We start from the raw sequence: 22,618 nt of genomic DNA, 5'->3' as shown, positions 1-22,618 counted from the left end.
AAAAACCGTAGAAGATGGATAGATAGAATTATGAATACGTTCTTAAGCGGCTTAACCGTGTGAGATGACGAAGACTAACGCAACAACACGAACGAGGAACGAGATATACGAAAGTTGGAAAGCGGCCATTAGGGTTGCTTTTTTTTATCGTGAAAATGAAAAGTTTCCATGCATCTAGAATTTTTTTTAGCGTGATGTGTGAAGGTTCATGAATTTGTCATGTTTGAGGAGTTTAAAACGATATGTTCTAGTAAACGTCACAACTTAGAAGCGAAATAACTAGGAAAAGTGAAGCATTTATTCAGGAAACTAAATAGTTTACCCTGTTCATTCCTTTTTGTAAATAGTAAGCCAAATGGACATGTATCAGAATCAAAAAGAATGAGTGTTTTGAAGGAATGCTGAATGAGAGGAGTTTTACAAATATTACATAAAATAGGATAATATCCAAAGGGGTGATGATATGACATATCAAGAAATGAAAGTGACGATCCCAGGTAAGACGTTTACTCAATTTGGGAAGAAAATCTTAATCTCACAAATCCAGTTCTCAACACTGGAAGCCATATTCGAAGTCGATGATGCGGTTCAAAGGAAGCTGGACCTTAAACGGCGGTCGGAGATCAGGGAGTTCATCATCGAATCCGTTGCGGAAGGGGATTTTTACTTTTCACCGTTCATCTTTTCAAGCAGGGGGAATATCCGGGAAGTTCCGGAGGGCGGAGAGTTGCCAGCAGGCTGCAAGATCTATATTTTGGACGGGCAGCACCGAACATATGCTCTGTTATCGGCGGTCAGCCATTTAAGGGCACGCAAGGAGACGGAAGAAGAGATTGGGAATTTCAAAGAAGCCGAGCAACTGCAAAGTCTGATTGATAAGTTAAAAACGTACCCAGTCTCGATCCAGATCTATCTAGACTTAGAAACGAAGGATGAGAAGCAGCTATTCAACGATATCAACACCAAGCGGAAAGAGCCGCACGTCGGCTTAGTGATGCAATACGACCAACGAGATGAGTACGCTGAGCTAACACGGTTGATCGCCAGGCAACTAGAAAACGTGATGGAAATTGAATCGAAGCTTTCCCGGATTACGGTCAACAACTCGGCTTTGACTTCTTTAACGGTTATGCGCCGCTGCCTCATCGCCTTATTGGAAGGAAGTTTAACTTCCAATGACAATAAAGTGAACTACGGGGAGCTCACGAGAGAGCAGGTTGTAAGCGTTGCCAAGATGTTTTTCGAATCATGGCTCGACATTTTCCCGAAGAAAATGACCGATCGAAAGAAGTTCACAGCAGGGTACACAGGTATCCAGATCGCCCTTGCCCAAACGGTCTATCAGATCCACAAGCATTACGACGTATCGTATGAAGAAGCGATCAACCAACTGTTGCTGTTAAAGGTCGCCTGTTCTTGGAAGCATGACGATCCCTTATATGCCCATATGTACGATCCGGTTAAAAAAAGAATCATCAATCATTCCACGACAAATGCCATGCAAAGAACGGCCTTGGGATTCAAGCGGAAAATAGAAGAACAAGAAGGAGTGCAGATGCTTGATACTAAGTGAACTGGATAGAAAAAGAAGGACCATGACCTCCCTTTCGATAAACGAATTAATTAACATGTTTCATAATCAGCAAATCTCCATTCGTGAAATCAACCAAGTACGGGTTCGGTCTATTAAAAACTACATTCTCGAAAATGCCCTAACGGAAAATATCTACTTGCCTCCCCTTGTAGGTTCTTTGAAAGAAGGCTCTCTACACCAACCGGAAACGATCCAATTGAATATTATTGACGGATCACAACGAGTAGCTGCCTTTATGCAATTAGAGGACACGATCCTTAACGCCTTAAAGAGGGATGAGGAAAAAATGAAACAGGCCTATAAGCTTGATTCCTTTATGAAGGATTCTCAAGTGGCCATCCAGATCTTCGAAAACCTAACGGAAACGGAAGAATCTCAACTCTACTTGGACCTAAATCTAAAAGGCAAGAAAGTGGCCCTATCGAAACGAATATCCTTCGACTCACGTAACAATTTAAACGTCATTACCAATCAGGTGCTACATACCCATCCATTGTTAAAAACGGCCGGGGTAGAACTTGAAAAGCGCTCCATCAACCGACCAGCCAACAAAAAACTGCTATCTCTATCCCAACTTAGGCAAATAATCGGGATATTCATGACCGGAAAGCTCTATGTGAATATAGAAGAAAAAGTCTCATCCAGTCCACTAACAAACAGTGAGTATATAGCACTCATTCATCTATGGCTCAACGAACTATTTAAACTATATCCAGCGGAGTCGATGGGGGACTACACTCAAAGCATGCTCGCAAGCTATCCCGTTTTCGTGTCTGTCGCACTTTACGCCAATGACAAAATGGAAAATCAGCGTTTTGAACAAAGAAAAGAACGAATCACAACCAGAATGGCCCATTTAAAAGAAGTGGACTGGAGTCCATCCAATCCAGATTGGAAAGAGTTCAAGGGTACCTACAAAGGGAGACCACTGCTCTTTCATATCACCAACGACAAAAAGAACATTCAAGATTTAGTTAGATGGCTATACCAAACGTAGAGGGAAGGAGGTGAGTGCAATGTGATGTGTACAAACAGGAAAAACCCTTAGGCGAGAAAGTCTGGAGGACCGTCACCTAAGGGCTTGCGATCAGGAGTATACCTGACTCTATGTCCAGTATACTCCTATTATAGAAAAAACAAAATAGGAGGCCAATGAGATGAGTATACGAACCAGCTATATAATCAACCAGAACACAGAAGCAATGGTAGGGGAATACCAACATAACGGAGAAGAAATGACGAGAGTAATAGAAGGAAAAGAGATGTTCCTAGTGAACGAAACGCCCTTTGCTATCTTAAACAACACCTTCATCCACTTGGGCTTTGATCTGGAAGGAGCCCTCAAAGGAGCTAAAACCGTACTTGGAGGAAAATACATGGTGCCAGTCTGCATCAACGCAGAACTCGGAATGGTCTGGTTCTCCTCCAACTCCTTCAGGAAAAGCGGAGGCATCTGGTTAGCCTATAAACACATCCATAAATTATCACCCATCAGTAAAAAAGAAACCATGGTCATAACAAGCAATGGGCATCGTATACCCGTCCCCATGAGCCTCAACCATATCGATCTCAAGAAAAACCAATCAGCCTTCCTGCACACAACCTTCGTGGCACGCTGGGAAGGGATTAAGAAGTTTTTATATGAACCGGAAAGTGGATTTACATTATGTAAGGAGCCTGGTGATCTTAATTATAGAGTGAGGGAAAAGGAAGAAAAAAAAGAATAAATTGGAGAGCAGTCGACCTTTGGGTTGGCTGTTTTTTCTTTTGGATTATATGCTATCATTAACTTTACAGACATGTAAGATATTGTGTAGTCAGGGAGTGCGTGATGAATATAGAGAAAAAATTAATCGTTAATTCAGAAAAGGGTAATCTATTAAATGAATTAATCCTATCTATAAACGAATGTGAACGGTTTTATTTCAGTGTTGCCTTTATTAATTATAGTGGGCTGCAGCTTTTATTGGATACCTTTAAGGAAGCAGGCAAAAGAGGCGTAGAGGGGAAGATTATTACTTCTACTTATCTGAATTTCACCGAAGCTAAGGCACTTAAGAAAATAAATGAATTTAATCATATCGATTTAAAAGTTTTTGAATCAGAAAAATCGGTTGGTTTCCATACGAAGGCTTATATTTTTGAATTTAAGGACTCGTATAAAGTGATTATTGGTTCTTCAAATATTACACAGAGTGCTCTCAAAAGTAATATTGAATGGAATGTAGAGATCATTGCTAAAGAGGACGCACAGTTCCTTAAAGATGTTTTAAAAGAATATGATAGCTTGTGGAATAGTAGTGTTAAAGCGGATGACGCCTTTATTAGTAAATATGAAGAGTTCTTAAATAAATTAAGTGGTTATACAAATACACAGCAATTTATTTATGAAAGCTCCGAATATATTGTCCCGAATAAGATGCAGAGGCAAGCGGTAGAAAACCTTGAAAGAATTAGGTCAATTGGGGAAAATAAAGCGCTGGTGATCGCCGCAACAGGTACAGGTAAAACATATATGTCGGCTTTTGATGTAAAGGCTGTTAAACCTAAAAGGTTATTATTTATTGTACATAGAGAAGAAATATTAAAAAAGGCAAAAGAGACCTTTGAAAAGCTTCTTCCTAATGAAAAACGATCATTTGGATTACTAACAGGGAACCATAAGCAAAAGGATAAGGATTATATTTTCTCAACCATACAAACCATGTCTAAATACTTCGGGGAATTCGAACGAGATACATTTGATTATATAATTTTTGATGAAGCCCACCATGCTACAAGCCCAAGTTATCAAGCAGTGTTGGACTACTTTAAACCGCAATTTACTTTAGGAATGACAGCCACACCTGAACGAAGTGATCAGCAAAATGTTTTTGATTTATTTGATAATAACGTAGCTTTAGAAGTTCGACTACATGAAGCCTTAGAAGACGAGCTTGTTATTCCTTTTCATTATTTTGGTATTACCGACATTGAAGGTATCGATTTAAGTGATGTTGATATAGACGATGTAGCGGAGATAACAAAGAGATTAAAGGTTAACGAGCGAGTAGACTTTATTATTAAGAATATGAACTTCTATGGACATGACGGCGATAAAAGAAAAGGTCTTGGCTTTTGTGTAACGATTGAACACGCTCAATATATGGCCCAAGAGTTTAATAATAGAGGCTATCATAGTATCTGTTTATCTGGAGAGGATTCAGTCGAGCGGAGAGCTTATTATATGAATAAGCTAGAAGATGATGCGGATGAGTTAGAGTTTATCTTTACGGTCGATATCTTTAATGAAGGTGTAGATATTCCCTCTGTTAACACGGTGTTGATGCTTAGGCCTACTAATTCACCGATTGTTTTTATCCAGCAGTTGGGCCGTGGTCTTCGTAAGCACAAAGATAAAAGTTTCCTTACCGTTCTTGATTTTATCGGAAATCATAGTAAAACATTTTTGATTGCGATCGCTTTAAATGGGACTCGTTATTATGATAAAGAAAGTTTGAAGGTGGCAATCGCGACTGGCTTTGCCAATATACCAGGTTGTACACATATTCAAATGGATAAAATATCCGAAGAACGAATTCTATCTCAAATTGATAAAGAGAACTTTAACTCTTTGAAATACTTGAAGGAAGAGTATTATGAATTTAAGAAGATGAATCAAGGGAAAATCCCATTGCTTTTAATGGACTATATGAAATTCGACGGTGCTCCTGATCCTATTAAATTTATTAATCGTGATAAAACGTATTTGCAATTCGTTGCAAAAGTAGAGAAAAATGATCACTTAAAAAGTTTATTAGTAGATGAAGCATTTGAAGGAGCATTAAAAGAATTATCAAGTAAGTTGCCACTTAAGAGGGTATACGAATTTGTGATTGCTAAATACTTATTAGATCATGATGTGATCTCTTTAGAAACCGCAAAACATGAGATATTGAAGTGGGTTAAAGAAGTGGATGAAGATAGTGTGTTGCACGCCTTAGAATGTCTAAATCAGAATTTCTATGATCCTGGTCAGAAGAAAAGAAATCTTAAACTGTTTACACTTCAGGATAGTTTATTATCGAAGACACCTGTATATGAAACAGTTCTTCAGAATGAAGAGTATAGAAAATATATCGAAGATCTCATTATATACGGGGTTTTTAGATACGAGAAAGAGTTTAAGGAAGAGTACTATGGTGTGCCACATTTGAAATTATATGAACAATACCAAATGGGGGATGTCGCCCTTCTTTCAAATTATCGTAAAAGCCATAGTGCCTTTAGGGGATCAGGGTTGCTTGCGAATGGGAATGAGTATTTCTTATTTATTGATTTGCATAAGGAAGACGACATTAAAGAAAGTATTAACTATCATGATGAATTTATAAATGAGCGATATTTCCAATGGCAGACTCCAAATAGTACAGCTCCAAGCTCTGATAGAGGAAAAAATATCGTATTCAACCAGGACAGAGGAGTTCATCTACACCTATTTGTGAGAAAGTATAAAGAAATAGACGGGAAGGTAGAACCTTATATTTATATAGGCAAGGGTAATACCGTAGAGTATGAAGGAGAAAAGCCGATAACCGTTAAAATGGAATTGGAAAATGAAATTCCTGCAAGTTTATATACGGAATTCACGAAAAGAGTGTAGTCTTCTCATTTGAGAAGACTACTTTTTTCGTTCATCAGTTGTTCAACTGCTGGAATATCAGCGGGTGCCCATTTTAGCGAGTTTAAATTTTCTCGCTTTAACCAGATAAACTTGGAATGTTCACTTGCGGTTGGGGTACCTTCAATGATTTTACATTTTATTGATAATAAGTTGATAATGAAGGTTTCGTATTCATGCGTATTATCATTAAATACCGCCCCTTCTGTTTCAACTTTACACTGCAATTCTTCATCAATCTCTCTTATTAAAGCAGAAAAAACGTCTTCACCTTTTTCTACTTTTCCACCAGGAAACTCCCACATATTCGGGATGCTCATGTCTGGAGAGCGTAACGCACATAGTATTTCATTTTTCTCGTTTTCGATAATGGCTGCAACTACTTTCACTAGCTTCTTCATGGTCTCCTCCTAAGGTTTAGCTATGTTTAAATAATATCATGATTATGAGTCTGTGTGAAAATGACAAAAATAAACAAGTTCTTTTGCTATAATCAAGATATAAACCTAGAAGGAGGCAATTTTATGCCAGTCCACAACAAACTAGTCCGTGATCGCATCCCAGAAATAATCGAAGCCACCGGTAAGAAATATTCAACCCGACTATTAAGCGATAAAGAATATATAGATGAATTGAAAAAGAAAAGCTTTGAGGAGCTTCAGGAATATGTAGAGACGGATAATAAAGAAGATGCGATTGAGGAATTGGCAGATGTGTTGGAAATCATGCATGCATTAGCTGAGTATCATGGATCTTCTATTGAAGAAGTGGAAGAAGTGCGGAGAAGTAAGGCTGCTAAACGTGGTGGTTTTAAGGAGAAGATTTATCTGATTGAGGTTGAAGATGAGTAAGGTTCAGTTAATCACCCGTCAACTTGGCACACACTTATTGGAACAGATTCAGTCTGCCTCTTCGATATGTATTTTGACTTCCTTTGTCATGAAGTCCGGTGTTCAGTATCTGAGAGAGGCCTTGAAAATGGCAGCTGAACGAGGGGCAGAGATTAAGGTATGTACAGGGGATTATTTATTTGTGACGCAGCCAGAAGCATTGCGAATGTTTTTAGAGATTGATCCTCGGATTGAGGTCAGGCTGTGGAAGAGTAATGGCGTGTCCTTTCATCCAAAAGCCTACCTTTTCCAAACGGAGAAGCAGGATTGCTTGTTTGTTGGTTCTTCCAATCTATCAAGGTCGGCTTTAAGTCATGGGGTGGAGTGGAGTCTTTCTGTTAGTGATGATGAGGAAGTGTTTTCTGAAGGCTTGCATCTATTTTTAGAAACCTTTTATGCCCACCAGACGATTCCATTGAATCAAGAAACACTGAAGGAGTACGAAGATCGGTATGAGAAGTTTCATATCCATACGCCAAATCTTGCACAAAAATGGACAGAGACAGAAGAAATGGATTTAATGCTTCCAAGCGAGACAGAACCCATTCCAACCACGGAGGTCATTCATGATCCACCGGCTTCGTATGGAGAAATCTATCCACGATTTGCACAAATCGAGGCGCTTGAGGAACTGAATAAAACACTGGAAGAAGATTATGATAAGGCACTAGTCGTGATGGCGACCGGATTAGGAAAAACGTATCTTGCTGGTTTCTTTGCCCGTAACTTTAAACGGGTGTTGTTTATTGCCCATCTTGAAGAAATCCTGCATCAGGCAAAGAAATCATTCCAGACTGTCATGCCTGATCAGGAGTTTTCAATCTATAATGGCAAGGTGAAGGAAACGAACGGACACACCACTTTTGCCTCGATTTACACATTAAGCATGCAACGGCATCTCCAAGTGTTCGATCCTGAAGAGTTTGATTTGATTGTGGTCGATGAATTCCATCATGCAGCGGCTGATTCTTACCAACGGGTACTGGAGTACTTTAAGCCGAAATTCATGCTGGGGATAACCGCCACACCGGATCGAAACGATAACAAGGATGTGTATGCGATTTGCGGTGGGAATGTTGCATTCCGACTGGATTTCTTGGAGGCGATTGAGCGGAACTGGCTATCACCATTTAAGTATTATGGGGTATATGATGAGACAGATTATAGTCAGATTACATGGCTTGGGAATCGGTATGATGAAGCCGAATTGCTTCAGCTTCAATTACGAGATGAAATGGCGGAAAAGGTACTGAAGGCTTGGACAGACAAAAAGCAAACGCGAACAATAGGCTTCTGTTCATCAATTAAGCAGGCAGATTTTCTTTCTACCTATTTTAATAGGAAGGGATATCGAACGGTTAGCCTTCATTCCAAGCCCGCGGGCCTTAACCGAGATGACGCTATAAGTCAGCTTGCAGAGGGCACTCTGGATATTATTTTTACGGTTAATCTCTTCAATGAGGGAGTCGATATTCCGGCTGTAGATACGCTTTTATTTGTAAGACCGACTGAATCTTTAACGGTCTTTACCCAACAAATTGGCAGGGGGCTACGGCTCCATAATACCAAGGAACATTGCGTAATCATTGATTTGATAGGCAACTATCGTAATGCAGATGTTAAGTTGAGTTTGTTTGATAAAGACTTCAGCGGCAAAAAGAAAAACAAGGTCATTGAGCCAGTCGTTCCTGAATTATGTGAAATGGAATTGGATGTTCAAGTTATCAATCTCTTAAACGAAATGACGAGGAAGAAGCAACCTAGACGGGAAAAACTACTGAGCGATTATCAAGTATTAAAGCAGGAATTAGGTAGAAGACCGACGTATTTGGAATTGCATCTAAAAGGGGCCTCTGACTCTCCGCAGTACCGGCAGGAGTTCTCTTCTTATTATAGATTTTTAGAATGGGCGGGAGAGCTTTCAGAAAGTGAATCAGCCGTTTTTCATAAATATGAACAATGGTTGGTGGAAGTGGAAAAGACAGGTATGGCGAAGAGTTATAAGATGGTGGTTCTACTAGCGATGTTGGAGCTCGGACAGAATGATTGGTCCAAACCCATTACATCTAGGCAAGCGGCTCCTTTCTTCCATGGTTACTTAACTGAAACCGAATATCGTAAACAAATCGATTTTGCGGACAACTCTTCTAAGAAACTATGGCAGTATGATGAAGCTGGAGTTAGTAGGTTAATAGCAACGATGCCGATGACCAAGTGGAGTGGAAGTTCTAAGGGGCTCATTTCGTATGAAGATGATATCTTTAAGCTGAATTTCAATATTGCAGCAGAGGATCAGTCGCTTTTATTTGATATGACTAAAGATATATGTGAATATCGGCTACATTATCATTTTGAGCGGAAGGCTAGATAATTAGTAGTTTCAGGCTGTCGACAAAGTTGGCAGCTGTTTTTTTGATATTGGTAGGGAAATTTACATTTTTTCATTATTCTTTGTAACGAATTCAAGAAATTTCGGATATATAGAGCGAAAGGGGGAAATGCCTTGGGGGATCTCCATGAAATGTATGATAGGTATGAACAAGACGTCTTTAAATATCTCATGTGTCTTTGTCGTAATGCCGATTTAGCAGAAGAATTAACACAAGAAACATTCTATCAAGCTGTGAAATCGATTGATCGATATAATGGCGAATGTAAAATGTCCGTTTGGTTATGCCAGATCGCGAAGCACTCCTATTATAAGTACCTGGAAAAGAATAAAAAGGAACAAGGAGATGTTGTTCAAGACTATATTTTACATACTTCACCTGAAATTGAATTGATTCATTCGGAGGATAAGATTGCATTATACCGGAGCATACACCTACTTGAAGATCCTTATAAAGAGGTCTTACTTCTTAGAATTTTAGGTGATCTGAGTTTCAAAGAAATTGGGGAAATTCTGTTTAAGAATGAGAACTGGGCTAGGGTTACGTTTTATCGAGCTAAACTGAAATTAAAGGAGAGGGGCGAGATAGGTAATGACTAATCATACCTGTGCGATCGTAAGAGATTTGTTGCCATCTTACATAGATGATATCTGTAGTGAAGAGAGCAGACAGTTTGTCGAGGAACATGTAGGATCGTGTGATTCTTGCAGAAATATACTAGTTACTATGAAATCAGAAGTTGCTATTCCCGAGGAGCTAAATCAAATGGAAAGATTGAAAGAGAAGAAGCCATTTAAGAGATTATCAGAATTTTTAAAGAGACAGAATCAACTAACTTCCTATATTCTGTTACTCGCCATGATTACATTAGTGTTAGGGATTTTCTTTCTAACTCGTTCGATGGCAGACGTGAAGGCTTATCACCAAGAATTGAGTAAGCTTGATGTAGTAGATAAAGAAAAAGAAGGGATTATGACTGATGTATTCCATATCCTTGGTTCTACGAATAAGGTGTCTAAAAAAGAAGAGGAACAACTTCTACAACTCTTTGATACGTACGAAGACAAACTCAGGTACTTGGCTATTTTCCCAGCAAGAGATATAGAAGATTGGATTCAAGAGAATAAAGCGGTAAGAAGTAAACCGACTGCCATTTATCCAGTTGACTACCAGAAGGCAACGCTTGTTATTGGAAGCGAGGGGGTCATCGAGAGAAAAGAACAAATTACCCCAAGTGATTATGATTTAGGAACTGTAGTGAAGGCGAATGAAGACTTGGTTGTTCAATACGAATATAAGAGTTCTTATGAAAGTACTGTTGAAAGGCAACATCAGTTAAAATATTATGGACCTACTAATTGGGACTTCTTTCAGTTACCTATCTTTTTCTTTGTTTTATTTACAATTATAGGTATTATATGGTTATCTCTAAAGGAGCAAAATAGGCAGCTGAATGGATTGATTGATTGATTTGCTGTTTGCGCATATCAATAGATTACGAATGAAAGTGAAATACTTATGTTTATGATCCATTCCCAGGGAGGGATACCATGCAAGAAATCCTCAGTAGAAAAATCAAATCTGTCCTAGTTGTCAGCGTTATCCTCGGCGGTTTCTTTCTTCTTCTGGAGCCCTGGATTTCTATAATCGTGTTGATCTATGCTTTCATCGGGTGTGCGGTGTATGGGATACCGGTTTCGTTTTTATCGGATGTTGTCACGAAAAAGGCCGGACCGTATCGTTTTGTTTTGGCTTCGTTGATCTATTCGGTGTTTGGGTTTCTACCCTTTCCCTTATTGGGAGAAATTGGAGCATGTGCCGTTGTCTGCTCTTTGCTTTTCTTCCTACTAGAAGAATGGCAGAGAGCGAGAGGAAACGGGAGGGGGCAAAAGCCTGCGAATAAGATGCTCTTCGTGAATGCGCTATCTACCATACTTCTGTTCTCTTTAGCTGCATGGGGGGCCATGTCCATCCCGAGTTCGTTGTTTGAAGAGCAGACCAATGAATTGCTCCTCATTCCAAAAGGGTATGAGGGTGAAGTAAGGGTGGTGCGCAATATTAAAGATGCGCCGCCACCTGAGAAAAGTGATGGCTTTGATGTGTATCGAATTAATAATAAAGGCTATACACTCAGTCCGTTTCCTGAAAGCGAAGGCATCATCCATAATCAATATTATTATGTAGATACAGAAGGCCATAGGGAAAAGATTGATGAGAGTTGCATCAATTATGGAGGTACGGAAGGTTTCGGGAACGGAGAATATGAATACTCCAGTTCTTACTTTTTTGTTACACAGACACAATGCGGTGATACGTTTGAGGAAAATGATTATCCACTCGATATGCCACGTGGCATTTCATTAGACCAGATTATCGAGGAAGAAGGGTTGGATAAGCTTACAGACTAGATATGATATGATTATATCAACGCTATTCTTATTATGGAGCGGACTTATTGCCTTGGAGGTATTTGTTATGCGTGATGCGAACTATTATGTGACAAAGCTTGGGATGGAACCACATCCTGAGGGTGGGTTTTATAAGCGGACATTTGAATCCTCGGAACGTACTTCAGATCAAGAATTATCAGTAGAGTTTGAAGGGAAGAGAAAGCTTTATACAAGCATCTACTTTCTATTAGGTTCGAATGACATCTCCCATCTACATCGTCTGAAATCCGATGAATTATGGTATTATCATGCTGGAAGTCCTTTGACGATTTCTGTGATTGATGAGAATGGACACTATAAAGAAAGTAAACTGGGGATTAACCTGGACGATGGGGAAATCCCACAAGTATTGGTTCCGAAAAACTCCATCTTCGGCTCTTCCGTCAGGGATGAGGATACGTTCTCATTGGTTGGGTGCATGGTCTCGCCGGGTTTTGAGTTTCAAGACTTTGAGTTGTTCACCCAAGAAGAGCTATTGTCGAAATATCCTCAACATAAGGAAGTAATCATGAAACTGGCGTATGAGGAAATCCCTGAATAATCGTTTTTCGTAGAAGAACCCTTGTCTTGGTAAAATGCGGACAAGGATTTTTTCCGTCTTGGATCATGAAGAGGTCTTGTAGTGAACCAATACAAACTAATCCTCTCTCCGTATAACCGCAAATACATGAACTTTTGGTGAAGGGGTTAGTCATCAAATACCTAACTGGGGCATTCCTCGAATTTTTGATGGTTACATTTAAGAAAGGAGGAGTTTGAAATAAAAGTAGATCCACTAGAATTTCATATTCGTGATGTAAACTATATGATTAGGGCAGCAAGAGAGAACGATGCGAAAAAGTTGGCTGAAGTACGGGTGCAAATAGACGGTGAAACAGAAAATATGGATAGAGAAAAGGGGGAAGGATATATAGATGAAGGTGGTTTTAAAAAATTAATCAAAAGGGATACAGATAGTCCTCATAATCTTTTTTTGGTTTGCGAAGTAAACGAAAGGATTGTTGGTTTCTCCAGGTGTGAAGGTAATCAGTTGAAAAGAAAGGCCCATCAAGTTGAGTTTGGAGTGTGTGTATTGAAGGAGTTCTGGGGCCATAGCATGGGTACGAACTTATTAAAGGAAACGATTAGATGGGCAGATACAATAGGAATTAAGAAAATTACTTTGAGCGTACTCGAAACCAATAAAAAAGCCATCATGCTCTATGAAAAATATGGTTTTGAACATGAGGGAGTCTTAAGGAAGGATAAACTACTATCGGATGGGAATTATTATAATACTGTAATAATGGGTAGATTTAATGAATAATACGTTCTTTTTTATTGTTCAACTAACAGGAGTTTTAGCTTAATAGAAAAAATAAAGTCGATAGAAAATCTGTTGGCTTTTTTGTTATGTATCCGGATTACAAGACTAACGGGGTAGTAAAGTAAGTTTATAAACATTTGCTAAGTAAGTGATGTTCTTCTATTATAAACAAGCGCAAAGATTTCTATATAAGAGGTGTATGTATGAAGTTAGATGAGTTTACAATTGGACAGGTGTTTGAAACGAAGTCCATGAAATTAACACAAGAGGATATTATGAAATTTGCAGGGGAATTTGATCCTCAGTATATGCATTTGGATGAGAAAAAAGCGAATCAAGGGAGATTTAATGGAATTATTGCTTCTGGAATACATACGATGAGCATTTCGTTTAAACTTTGGATTGAACAAGGTATGTATGGAGAGGATGTTATTGCTGGAACTGGGATGAATCATATTAAATTTATAAAACCCGTGTATCCAGATGATGAATTATATACGATTGTTGAAGTTCTAGATAAAAAAGCGATAAAAGAAGAATCGGGAATTCTTACTGTATTATTATCCACTTACAATGACAAAAAAGAAAAGGTATTTACAGGTGAATTGTCGGTATTGATTAAGCGATGAAGTTATGTTACTAATAGGACAGGATTGTTCATTGTACATGGATGATTTTAGGGCTCACTAGCATCTCAGCCTAGCCATTGATGATTGTAAGCTATTATTCCTAAAATCGCCCCGATCGTTGAACCAATCGCTGCACCAACTATGCCCCATGTTACGTTTGAAATTGTTTGGTCGCTTTTCTCCATTATAAGCACCTCCTGCCTTGGTTTATATTTTCCTAGACTTTTATTTTAATATATATTTACATTTTTTTACAACAAAGAAGTGGACCCCCTACGCATTAATAGGGGATCCACTTCTTTCCTTTAGATTCCGACCGTGTTTCGTTTGTCTTTAGTTCGGTCCGTCATACTGAAATAGACGGCTCCGATTATAATGAGAACGATGATGATTCCTGCGATAATCACGGATGAGTTTAATAATAAAATGAATCCTAATCCTGATACGGAAGCGATCGTGGATAGTACGGTCCATGTGGAGAATGTTTCTTTCATGCTTAGTCCGAAATATTCTTTAATCATCCAAAAGCCTGCGTCATTCACATGGGAGCAAATGGCACTGCCGGCTCCAGTTGCAAGCGTTACCAAGGCTAGATTCACATCGTATTGCGCCAAGATGGGGATGACTAATCCTGCGGTGGAGATAGCGGCAACTGTGGCTGATCCTAAGGAAACCCGTAATATTGCGGCAACTAACCAGGCAAGGATGATCGGTGACATGGCACTGCCTTTAAATAGTTCTGCTACGTAATCTCCTACTCCCCCAGTAATGAGTACTTGCTTGAAGGCACCGCCGCCTCCAATGATCAATAGCATCATCCCGATTGCTGCAATGGATGAAGTACAGGAAGCCATTACATCTTTGATTGGAGTCTTTCTTGCGATTCCCATTGTATAGAAGGCAAGGAATAAAGATAATAACATGGCAGTCGAAGCGTTTCCTACCAGACGAACGATTTCTATTAATGTATTATCTTCAAATCCTACTGATTTTTGAACCATATCAAGGATGGTAGCGATGGCCATTAATAAAACAGGGAACATGGCAGTCAAAACACTTATTCCGAAACCAGGCGTTTCTTCCAGCTTGAATGTTTTTTGTTCGCCTAAAGAAGCGATATTACCCGTTTTCTTGAATGCATCCGGAACAATTTTTTTAGCGAACTTCGTGTATAGGGGACCGGCAAGGATGACGGTCGGTATGGCAACAATGATTCCGTAAAGTAAAACCAATCCAATATCTGCACCATATTCACCAGCTATGACGGTCGGCCCTGGATGCGGGGGTAAGAAACTATGTGTCGCCAATAAGGCTGCAGCCATGGGAATACCTAGGTGTAGAATCGAAACTTTTAGTTCTTTGGCCATGGTGAATACAATCGGAATCAATAACACCAATCCTACTTCAAAGAATAGGGCAATCCCGACGATAAAAGAGGCAACCACAACAGCCCACTGAATTTTATCTTCGCCAAATTTGTTAATTAAGGTCATGGCAATCCGCTGGGCTCCTCCTGCATCAGCAATTAGCCTACCGAGCATGGCTCCAAGCCCAAAGATTAAAGCGATGTGACCAAGTGTACCGCCTAATCCGCCTTCAATGGTTGTAACGATATCTTTTAAAGGCGTCCCTAGTGCTAAAGAGACAACGAAAGAGACAACGATCAATGAAACAAATGTATTTAACTTGAAACCAGTAATCAGAATGAGCAACAAGATAATCCCAAACGCTACGATAAGTAATGGCATAATAAACCCCCCATAAAATAATTGAATTATTTCCGTTTGCTCTACTTACTTCTATAGGCAGTGACTCTAGGATGGCTTATGCTGTCTTGTTTACTAGTCATGACATGTAGTTGTTCAAAAGGATAGAAAACGCTTTCATTCTAACCTATGAAAATTCAGTCTGCACACATAACACATCTCCTGATTGGGAGAGTTATTAATTTTGAACGAGCGGTTTTTCTTCACCTAATGCTTTAACTCCGGCTTGTAGAACTTCAATGATTCGATCGGTATCATAGATGTTCCCGCGCCAAGTTCCTCCACTTACTGCTTGAAGGGCAGCCCATAAACGAGTATCATCTGGAAGTTTAGGATCCGGTCTAAGGTCCGGATGAGAATCACGTCCTTCTAAGACTGCCGTTGCTTCTTCTAAAGGAAGTCGTTTATTCTCCGTTCCAACGAAATTGACCGAACCGGCCAATTGAACCCGATCGACAATGATTTCAATGATATCTCCGTCACGCAATTTTCCAATGGCTCCGCCAGCCAAGGCCTCTGGTCCAATATGTCCAATGCATGCCCCAGTAGAAACTCCCGAAAAACGTGCATCTGTAAGTAAGGAGACATGTTTTCCGTAAGACAGATGTTTTAATGCCGAGGTTAGTTGATAGGTTTCCTCCATGCCGGTTCCCGATGGACCACCGCCCATGACGACCATGATATCCCCTGCTTGGATGCCTCCCGTTTTGATCGCTTTAATTGCTGATTTTTCTGATGTGAACACTTTAGCTATTCCGGTGTGGCGATATACGCCATCTTCTCCCACTACAGATGAATCAATGGAAGTCGACTTAATGACGGATCCTTCAGGAGCAATATTTCCTTTCGGGAATGTAACGGTGGAAGTTAGACCTTTTTCTTTTGCTGTGACTGGGTCCATGATAATATCATCAGGATTGATTCCGTCATTTTCCATCAATTGTTTTTTCATCAGTGTACGTCTCTCCGATTGTTCCCACCAGTCGAGATTGGCACCAAGAGTTTCGCCTGTGACGGTCAGTACATCTTCATGCAAGACACCTAATCTTCTTAAATGAAGCATCACTTCCGGGACGCCACCTGCCAGGAATACCTTGACGGTTGTATGGCCAGTCGGACCATTTGGCAGTACGTCGACTAAGCGGGGGACTTTCTTATTGATCCTAGTCCAGTCTTCAACAGTTGGTAACTTGCATTTAGCTGCATAGGCAATGGCTGGGATATGAAGTAATAAGTTCGTTGAACCTCCGAAGGCTGCGTGAATCACCATCGCATTTTCAATCGCTTTATCCGTTAGAATATCCTTGGTGGATATCTTTTTCTTCTCCATCACTAAAGCTGCACGTGCTGATTGCTTAGCCATCTCTACCCATACTGGTTGGCCTGAAGGAGCTAGTGCCGAGTGAGGTAATGCCATTCCAAGGGCTTCTGCCACGACTTGGGAGGTACCAGCTGTACCAAGGAATTGGCAACCGCCCCCTGGTGTAGCGCACGCACGACATCCGAGATCGGCAGCTTCTTGTAACGTGATTTCGTTATTGGCATATCGTGCCCCGATGGTTTGAATCTTTCCTGCGTCTTCTCCATTGGTTGGTGGTAGCGTCACCCCTCCAGGAACGATTACAGTCGGCAAATCGTGCATGGATGCTAAAGCGACCATCATGGCTGGAAGGCCTTTGTCACATGTAGCGACCCCAATAACTGCCCGGCCCGTTGGCAATGATCGTATTAATCTCCGGTAAACGATGGCTGCGTCGTTTCGATACGGTAGGGAATCGAACATGCCAGTCGTTCCTTGCGTACGGCCATCACATGGATCGCTTACGAATCCTGCAAAGGGAACGCCTCCTTGTTTACTGATCTCTTCGGCTGAGGCCTTCATTAATAAACCGATTTCCCAATGACCGGTATGATAGCCTAATGCAATGGGCGAACCATCATGATCCCTAATGCCCCCTTGTGTACCGAGGATGAGGACTTGTTTTCCAAGGAGGTTTGAAGCTGACCATCCCATTCCAACATTTTGAGATAATCCAAAAAGGTCACCACTGGGTGATTCCAACAACATGTCTGGGGTAAGCGGGAGTGAACCATCTGCCCCTTTTGCATGTGTTTGAATTTTGTAAAGAGAGACATCCTCTTCGCCAAATATCGATTGAAATGACATATATTTACCTCCGTAATAAGATTTTCACTTTCTATAAAAACAAAATATTCAGTCATCTGAGAACCAAGACCTATATGAATCTATGAAGTTCTCTGAAAACCCCCTTTGTTTTATAATATAAAACAACGTTCATATATAAAGAACTTAAGTTGTAATCTAAAATAACCATATATTTACATGAAAGTCAATCAATTTTATAATAGTAATGATTGATGAGAAATCATGTTATTCAGAAGACATTTTACCATGATACTAATTAGTTTTCTAAATGGAGGTAAACAGGGGAGGGTGAACCGAGATAGGTTTATTGTTATTCAGTTATCTCCCATTATAGATTTTTCTGTATTTGGTAATGAGTCTTGACTTTTTAAAAAAACTAGTATTATATTGAATTGTAGGAAAATTTCGTCATTATAAAATCGAGTTTCATAATTTAAAACAAGTAGGTGACATTCATGCCTGTTATTCAATCAGTGGATCGAGCTCTTCGCATTCTCGATCTGTTCGATGAACATACAACAGAATTGAAGATAACAGATATCAGCAATCAAATGGGACTTCACAAGAGTACGATTCATTCTTTATTGAAAACGCTTTTAAACCATGGCTATATCAGTCAAAATCCCGAGAATGGGAAATATGGTTTGGGAATGAAGCTTTTTGAAAGAGGGAACTATGTCATCCAGTCTTTGGACGTCAGGGATTTATCCAAAAAATACTTAATGGATTTATCGGCAAAAACCGGACAGACGACCCACTTGGTTATATTGGACGGCAAAGAAGGAGTCTATATTGATAAAGTGGAAGGCCCTATGGCTGTGATTCTTTATTCAAAAATAGGAAAACGAATTCCACTTCACTGCTCCGCGGTTGGTAAAGCGTTAATCGCATTTAAAGATCCGGAAGAAATAAAAAAGATTCTCCATGAATATAGTTATTTAAAGCAAACGGAGTTCACCATTGCAAATGAATCTGAATTCATGCGTGAGCTACATGAGGTTCGATCTCAAGGGTATGCGATTGACAATCAGGAAAACGAGCCTGGAGTTCGCTGTATTGCAGCACCGATTCGAAATCATGAGAACAAAGTGATTGCAGCGATTAGCCTTTCGACACTGGTCGGTCGTATAAATGACGCCCAGCTGGAAGTTTTCATTGAACAACTGAAACAGGCAACTTATGAATTATCAGAACAAATGGGGAATGGGATACCAATTTCATAGAGTGGTTCCCTTCTCTATTGTCTATATATAGAAACTGTGTTTTATATTATAAAACAAAAGGAGGCTATTTAATGCGTATTATCCGATATATCAATGAACATTCAAAAGCAACGCTAGCAGCTGTTACTAATGAGGGGGAAATATACCCCCTTCCTCAAGACGGGTTGATTGAATTAATTCAACAAGCAAACGAACAAAACGTGTCCCCGCTCTCTTTCGTAGAGAATTTCCTTTCTAAATCCATGCCCATTCAAAACTCTTTAGAAGATTTATCGTTACTCGTTCCCATTGTGGCGGAAGAAGTATGGGCATCTGGCGTTACATATGAACGTAGTCTCGATGCCCGTAACTATGAAGCGACAGCTGGAAAGCTTGATGCCACCACTTTCTATGACAAGATCTATGAAGCAGAACGTCCAGAAATTTTCTTTAAGTCAACGGCTGCTCGTACAGTTGGACCTGGGCAGGAAGTCTATTTACGCAATGATTCCAATTGGCAAATACCCGAGCCTGAACTTGGCCTTGTTATCAATCGGGAAGGTGACATCCTTGGATATACGATAGGGAATGATATGAGCTGTCGTGATATAGAAGGGGAGAATCCTCTTTATCTACCACAAGCGAAAATATGGAAGAATTCGTGTTCCATTGGACCAGCCATCCTCCTTGCCGAGTCCGTGGAGGATCCTTATGACTTTGACATCACATGTAGGATCTACCGAAATGACGAGCTTAAAGTCGAGGGAAAAGCGAATACCAACCAGTTAAAAAGAAAGTATCATGAATTAGTATCGTTCCTCACTCGTGACAATGAAATTTTTGACGGTACAGTATTGTTGACGGGCACGTGCATCATTCCGGAAAATGATTTTACCTTATTGGATGGCGATCAGATTGAAATTGAAATCTCTGGCATTGGTATCTTGAAAAACAGTGTAAAGTTACCGAATAACATTCTAGTTTGAGTGAAACAGAGAACACCGGTGCAACCATAATAATCTAACTATTCATGCAATTGATTTCACGATTAAACCATTACAAGAATATGGGGGTATGTAAGATGAACATAAAAACTGATGAAAAAACGTATTTAAACTATATCAATGGCAAATGGGTATCTGCTTCTATCCAAAAGGTCGACACGAGTATCAATCCGGCCAATCGTCATGAAGTCGTCGGCTATGTACAACAGTCTGGGAAAGAAGATTTGGATGATGCGGTCCTTGCTGCGAAAGAGGCACAAGTGTACTGGAGGAAACTATCCGGTGCTGCCCGTGGAGAGTATCTGTATAAGGTCGCGAATGCAATCGAGCGACGTATGGATGAGATCGCTGAAACGATGACGCGTGAAATGGGAAAAACGTTTCCTGAAGCGAAAGGGGAAACAGCTAGAGGCGTGGCAATCCTTCGTTATTATGCAGGAGAGGGAATGAGAAAAGTAGGAGATGTAATCCCTCCATCGGATTCCGAAGCCCTGATGTTCACCACTCGTGTTCCACTTGGCGTCGTAGGGGTCATCACACCTTGGAATTTCCCTGTGGCTATCCCTATCTGGAAAATAGCGCCGGCACTCATCTATGGAAATGCCGTGATTTTGAAACCAGCACAAGAAGCTACGGTAACCGCAGCCAAAGTCATGGAGTGTTTTGACGAGGCCGGGCTTCCGATGGGTACGATTAATATGGTAACAGGACCGGGTTCTGTCATTGGTCAGGCGATTACCGATCATCCGGATATTCAAGCCATTACATTCACGGGATCTGACTCGGTCGGTAAAACGATTGGATTAGGGGCTCTCAAGCGTGGTGCCAAATACCAGTTAGAAATGGGTGGGAAGAACCCTGTTATCGTGGCGAATGACGCCGATTTGGACCAGGCCGTAGAAGCAACGATTAGCGGAGGCCTCCGATCTACGGGGCAGAAATGTACAGCTACAAGCCGGGTTATCGTGCAAAGTGAAGTGTATGAGGAGTTTAAACATAAACTGATTGAAAAGATAAAGGAAATAACAGTTGGCAACGGCATGAAGGACGATGTATGGATGGGGCCATGTGCCAGTGAAAATCAGCTTAATACCGTCCTTTCGTATGTGGAGAAAGGAATCGAAGAAGGCGCAACATTGATCCATGGCGGTAAACGTATAGAGGATGGGGAATTAGCCGATGGATTCTTTATGGAACCCACTGTCTTTGATAACGTTAGTAACAGCATGACCATCGCCCAAGAGGAAATCTTCGGACCCGTGCTTGCCCTGATCAAAGTGGATACGTTAGAAGAAGCCGTCGACATTGCAAACGATGTGAAGTTTGGACTTAGTGCTTCTATTTTCACTAAAAATATCGGTCACATGCTTTCCTTCATTAATGAGATGGATGCTGGACTCGTACGCATAAACGCTGAATCTGCCGGAGTTGAACTGCAAGCTCCGTTCGGGGGAATGAAGCAATCCAGCTCCCATTCCCGTGAGCAAGGGGAAGCGGCAAAAGAGTTTTATACGTCTATTAAAACCGTATTTGTAAAGGCATAAAAGAATGAAGTGAACTTCGTAAAAAAGCCAATCCTTCATGCAAGAGTCGAGTTTATGGAGGAGTATGCATAGTCCACAAATAGTGAGAGGCAGAAAGGTTTATTTAACAACGTTTCTGCCTCTTTAATTTTGATTTTATCAGAGTTGATTATTCCCACTTTTTTCTGTTTTATTACCCGATGCAAACCAACCAATGAGAGCGATACTGACCAATACTCCATAGAAGATTAGAGTCCAAGTGGTGCTGTGGGGGAAATCATGATCTATGATACCGACATCCTCATGGGCAAGGGTAATCATCGCAAGTTTGACACCGACCCAAGCAACAATGGCATATGCTGTGGTTTCCAATGCCGGACGTTTTTCAAGAAGTTTCACAAACCAAGTGGCTGCATACTTAATTAAAACAAGGCCAGCAATACCACCGAGAACAACAACTATAAATTGTCCTCCATCCATACCACCAAAATTGTTAAGTGGTGAATCTGGAAGACCAAGGGCAAGAGCAACTGCAGCTAAAATTGAATCAATTGCAAAAGCAAGGTCGGCTAATGCGATCTTCCCTACTGTTGGCCAGAACCCTTTACCAGCAGTAGCCTTTTCATCGTCCTTATGAATTTTCTCATTTTCTTTTCCAAACCGTGCCTTGATGACATGCTTTAAACCTAAGTACAGAAGATAAAGGGCTCCTATTGCTTGTACCTGCCAGACATTTGCAATGAAAGAAATGGCAAAAAGTGCACCAAATCTGAAAACGAAAGCTATAATAATTCCGTAATTAATAGCACTTTTTTTCTGTTCTTCGGGTAAATGTTTGGCCATTACTGCTATTACAAGGGCATTGTCAGCAGATAATAACCCTTCTAACCCGATTAGAATCAACAATGTCCAAGCATACTCGAGCCATATTGAATCCATCCCTTTCACTCCTTTCTTAAACTGAAATGTCATGTGAAAGTTTTCTTAACATTAGAATTTCCCATTGGTATACAGTTAATCCTTTTGAATAGGACTTT

Annotated in this window: 19 protein-coding genes; 15 read left to right on the top strand and 4 right to left on the bottom strand. The window is 40.3% G+C overall.

The features are described 5' to 3' along the window. Window positions 1-463: 463 nt before the first annotated feature. From ACIQXN_RS02850 to ACIQXN_RS02835, 4 genes are all read left to right on the top strand, one after another. Window positions 464-1,573 (top strand): DNA sulfur modification protein DndB, encoded by a 1,110-nt coding sequence (locus ACIQXN_RS02850; RefSeq protein ID WP_402961538.1) that lies wholly within the window; start codon window positions 464-466, stop codon window positions 1,571-1,573. Continuing rightward, complete coding sequence (locus ACIQXN_RS02845) at window positions 1,560-2,591, top strand: DNA sulfur modification protein DndB (RefSeq protein ID WP_402961536.1); 1,032 nt, start codon at window positions 1,560-1,562, stop codon at window positions 2,589-2,591. Before ACIQXN_RS02850 ends, ACIQXN_RS02845 begins: the two co-directional genes overlap by 14 nt. Before the next feature lie 160 nt (window positions 2,592-2,751). Further along, window positions 2,752-3,321 (top strand): competence protein ComK, encoded by a 570-nt coding sequence (locus ACIQXN_RS02840; RefSeq protein ID WP_402961534.1) that lies wholly within the window; start codon window positions 2,752-2,754, stop codon window positions 3,319-3,321. Between the two features lie 104 nt (window positions 3,322-3,425). Then, window positions 3,426-6,236 carry a DEAD/DEAH box helicase gene (locus ACIQXN_RS02835; protein WP_402961532.1) on the top strand — a complete coding sequence of 937 codons (2,811 nt, stop codon included), beginning with the start codon at window positions 3,426-3,428 and terminating at the stop codon, window positions 6,234-6,236. Window positions 6,237-6,241: 5 nt separating this feature from the next. On the opposite strand, the gene ACIQXN_RS02830 is transcribed toward ACIQXN_RS02835, so the two are convergent. Then, window positions 6,242-6,655 (bottom strand): (deoxy)nucleoside triphosphate pyrophosphohydrolase, encoded by a 414-nt coding sequence (locus ACIQXN_RS02830; RefSeq protein ID WP_402961530.1) that lies wholly within the window; start codon window positions 6,653-6,655, stop codon window positions 6,242-6,244. A 123-nt stretch (window positions 6,656-6,778) separates the two neighbouring features. On the opposite strand from ACIQXN_RS02830, the gene ACIQXN_RS02825 reads away from it, so the two are divergent. The 8 genes from ACIQXN_RS02825 (at window position 6,779) to ACIQXN_RS02790 (ending at window position 13,919) form a co-directional block, all read left to right on the top strand. Further along, entirely contained in the window at window positions 6,779-7,105 is a 327-nt protein-coding gene (locus tag ACIQXN_RS02825; RefSeq protein WP_402961528.1) for a pyrophosphohydrolase domain-containing protein, read from the top strand. Next, window positions 7,098-9,515, top strand: a complete 2,418-nt coding sequence (locus tag ACIQXN_RS02820) for a DEAD/DEAH box helicase family protein (protein ID WP_402961526.1) — start codon at window positions 7,098-7,100, stop codon at window positions 9,513-9,515. Before ACIQXN_RS02825 ends, ACIQXN_RS02820 begins: the two co-directional genes overlap by 8 nt. A gap of 132 nt (window positions 9,516-9,647) precedes the next feature. Beyond that, window positions 9,648-10,133 carry an RNA polymerase sigma factor gene (locus ACIQXN_RS02815; RefSeq protein ID WP_402961524.1) on the top strand — a complete coding sequence of 162 codons (486 nt, stop codon included), beginning with the start codon at window positions 9,648-9,650 and terminating at the stop codon, window positions 10,131-10,133. Beyond that, window positions 10,126-11,004 (top strand): zf-HC2 domain-containing protein, encoded by an 879-nt coding sequence (locus ACIQXN_RS02810; RefSeq protein WP_402961522.1) that lies wholly within the window; start codon window positions 10,126-10,128, stop codon window positions 11,002-11,004. The genes ACIQXN_RS02815 and ACIQXN_RS02810 overlap by 8 nt, the downstream gene beginning before the upstream one ends. A gap of 80 nt (window positions 11,005-11,084) precedes the next feature. Next, window positions 11,085-11,942, top strand: coding sequence for a DUF6843 domain-containing protein (locus ACIQXN_RS02805; RefSeq protein WP_402961520.1), 858 nt, complete (start codon window positions 11,085-11,087; stop codon window positions 11,940-11,942). 67 nt (window positions 11,943-12,009) lie between these two features. After that, on the top strand, window positions 12,010-12,525 hold the full coding sequence (locus ACIQXN_RS02800; RefSeq protein ID WP_402961518.1) for a cupin domain-containing protein: 516 nt from the start codon (window positions 12,010-12,012) through the stop codon (window positions 12,523-12,525). A 264-nt stretch (window positions 12,526-12,789) separates the two neighbouring features. Further along, window positions 12,790-13,290 carry a GNAT family N-acetyltransferase gene (locus ACIQXN_RS02795; protein ID WP_402961516.1) on the top strand — a complete coding sequence of 167 codons (501 nt, stop codon included), beginning with the start codon at window positions 12,790-12,792 and terminating at the stop codon, window positions 13,288-13,290. 203 nt (window positions 13,291-13,493) lie between these two features. Continuing rightward, the gene (locus ACIQXN_RS02790) at window positions 13,494-13,919 is read left to right on the top strand and encodes a MaoC family dehydratase (protein ID WP_402961514.1); all 426 of its coding nucleotides are present in this window, start codon (window positions 13,494-13,496) and stop codon (window positions 13,917-13,919) included. Window positions 13,920-14,224: 305 nt separating this feature from the next. On the opposite strand, the gene ACIQXN_RS02785 is transcribed toward ACIQXN_RS02790, so the two are convergent. Continuing rightward, a complete protein-coding gene (locus ACIQXN_RS02785; RefSeq protein ID WP_402961512.1) occupies window positions 14,225-15,667 on the bottom strand; it encodes a GntP family permease in 1,443 nt (480 codons plus the stop codon). A gap of 196 nt (window positions 15,668-15,863) precedes the next feature. Then, the gene (locus ACIQXN_RS02780) at window positions 15,864-17,852 is read right to left on the bottom strand and encodes a YjhG/YagF family D-xylonate dehydratase (RefSeq protein WP_402961510.1); all 1,989 of its coding nucleotides are present in this window, start codon (window positions 17,850-17,852) and stop codon (window positions 15,864-15,866) included. A gap of 455 nt (window positions 17,853-18,307) precedes the next feature. Here ACIQXN_RS02780 and ACIQXN_RS02775 point away from each other — a divergent pair, with 455 nt between their 5' ends. From ACIQXN_RS02775 to gucD, 3 genes are all read left to right on the top strand, one after another. Beyond that, entirely contained in the window at window positions 18,308-19,075 is a 768-nt protein-coding gene (locus ACIQXN_RS02775; protein WP_402961508.1) for an IclR family transcriptional regulator, read from the top strand. Window positions 19,076-19,146: 71 nt separating this feature from the next. Further along, the gene (locus ACIQXN_RS02770) at window positions 19,147-20,040 is read left to right on the top strand and encodes a fumarylacetoacetate hydrolase family protein (RefSeq protein ID WP_402961506.1); all 894 of its coding nucleotides are present in this window, start codon (window positions 19,147-19,149) and stop codon (window positions 20,038-20,040) included. Window positions 20,041-20,135: 95 nt separating this feature from the next. Next, complete coding sequence (gucD, locus tag ACIQXN_RS02765; RefSeq protein WP_402961504.1) at window positions 20,136-21,602, top strand: alpha-ketoglutaric semialdehyde dehydrogenase GucD; 1,467 nt, start codon at window positions 20,136-20,138, stop codon at window positions 21,600-21,602. Between the two features lie 138 nt (window positions 21,603-21,740). Here the strand turns inward: gucD and ACIQXN_RS02760 are convergent, their stop codons facing one another. Then, window positions 21,741-22,520 carry a TerC family protein gene (locus ACIQXN_RS02760; protein ID WP_402961502.1) on the bottom strand — a complete coding sequence of 260 codons (780 nt, stop codon included), beginning with the start codon at window positions 22,518-22,520 and terminating at the stop codon, window positions 21,741-21,743. Window positions 22,521-22,618 lie beyond the last annotated feature (98 nt).

Source organism: Peribacillus sp. NPDC097295 (genome assembly GCF_044761665.1).
GTDB lineage: Bacteria > Bacillota > Bacilli > Bacillales > DSM-1321 > Peribacillus.
The sequence above is the reverse complement of the archived record's forward strand: the minus strand, read 5'-3'. Positions and strand labels throughout refer to the sequence as shown.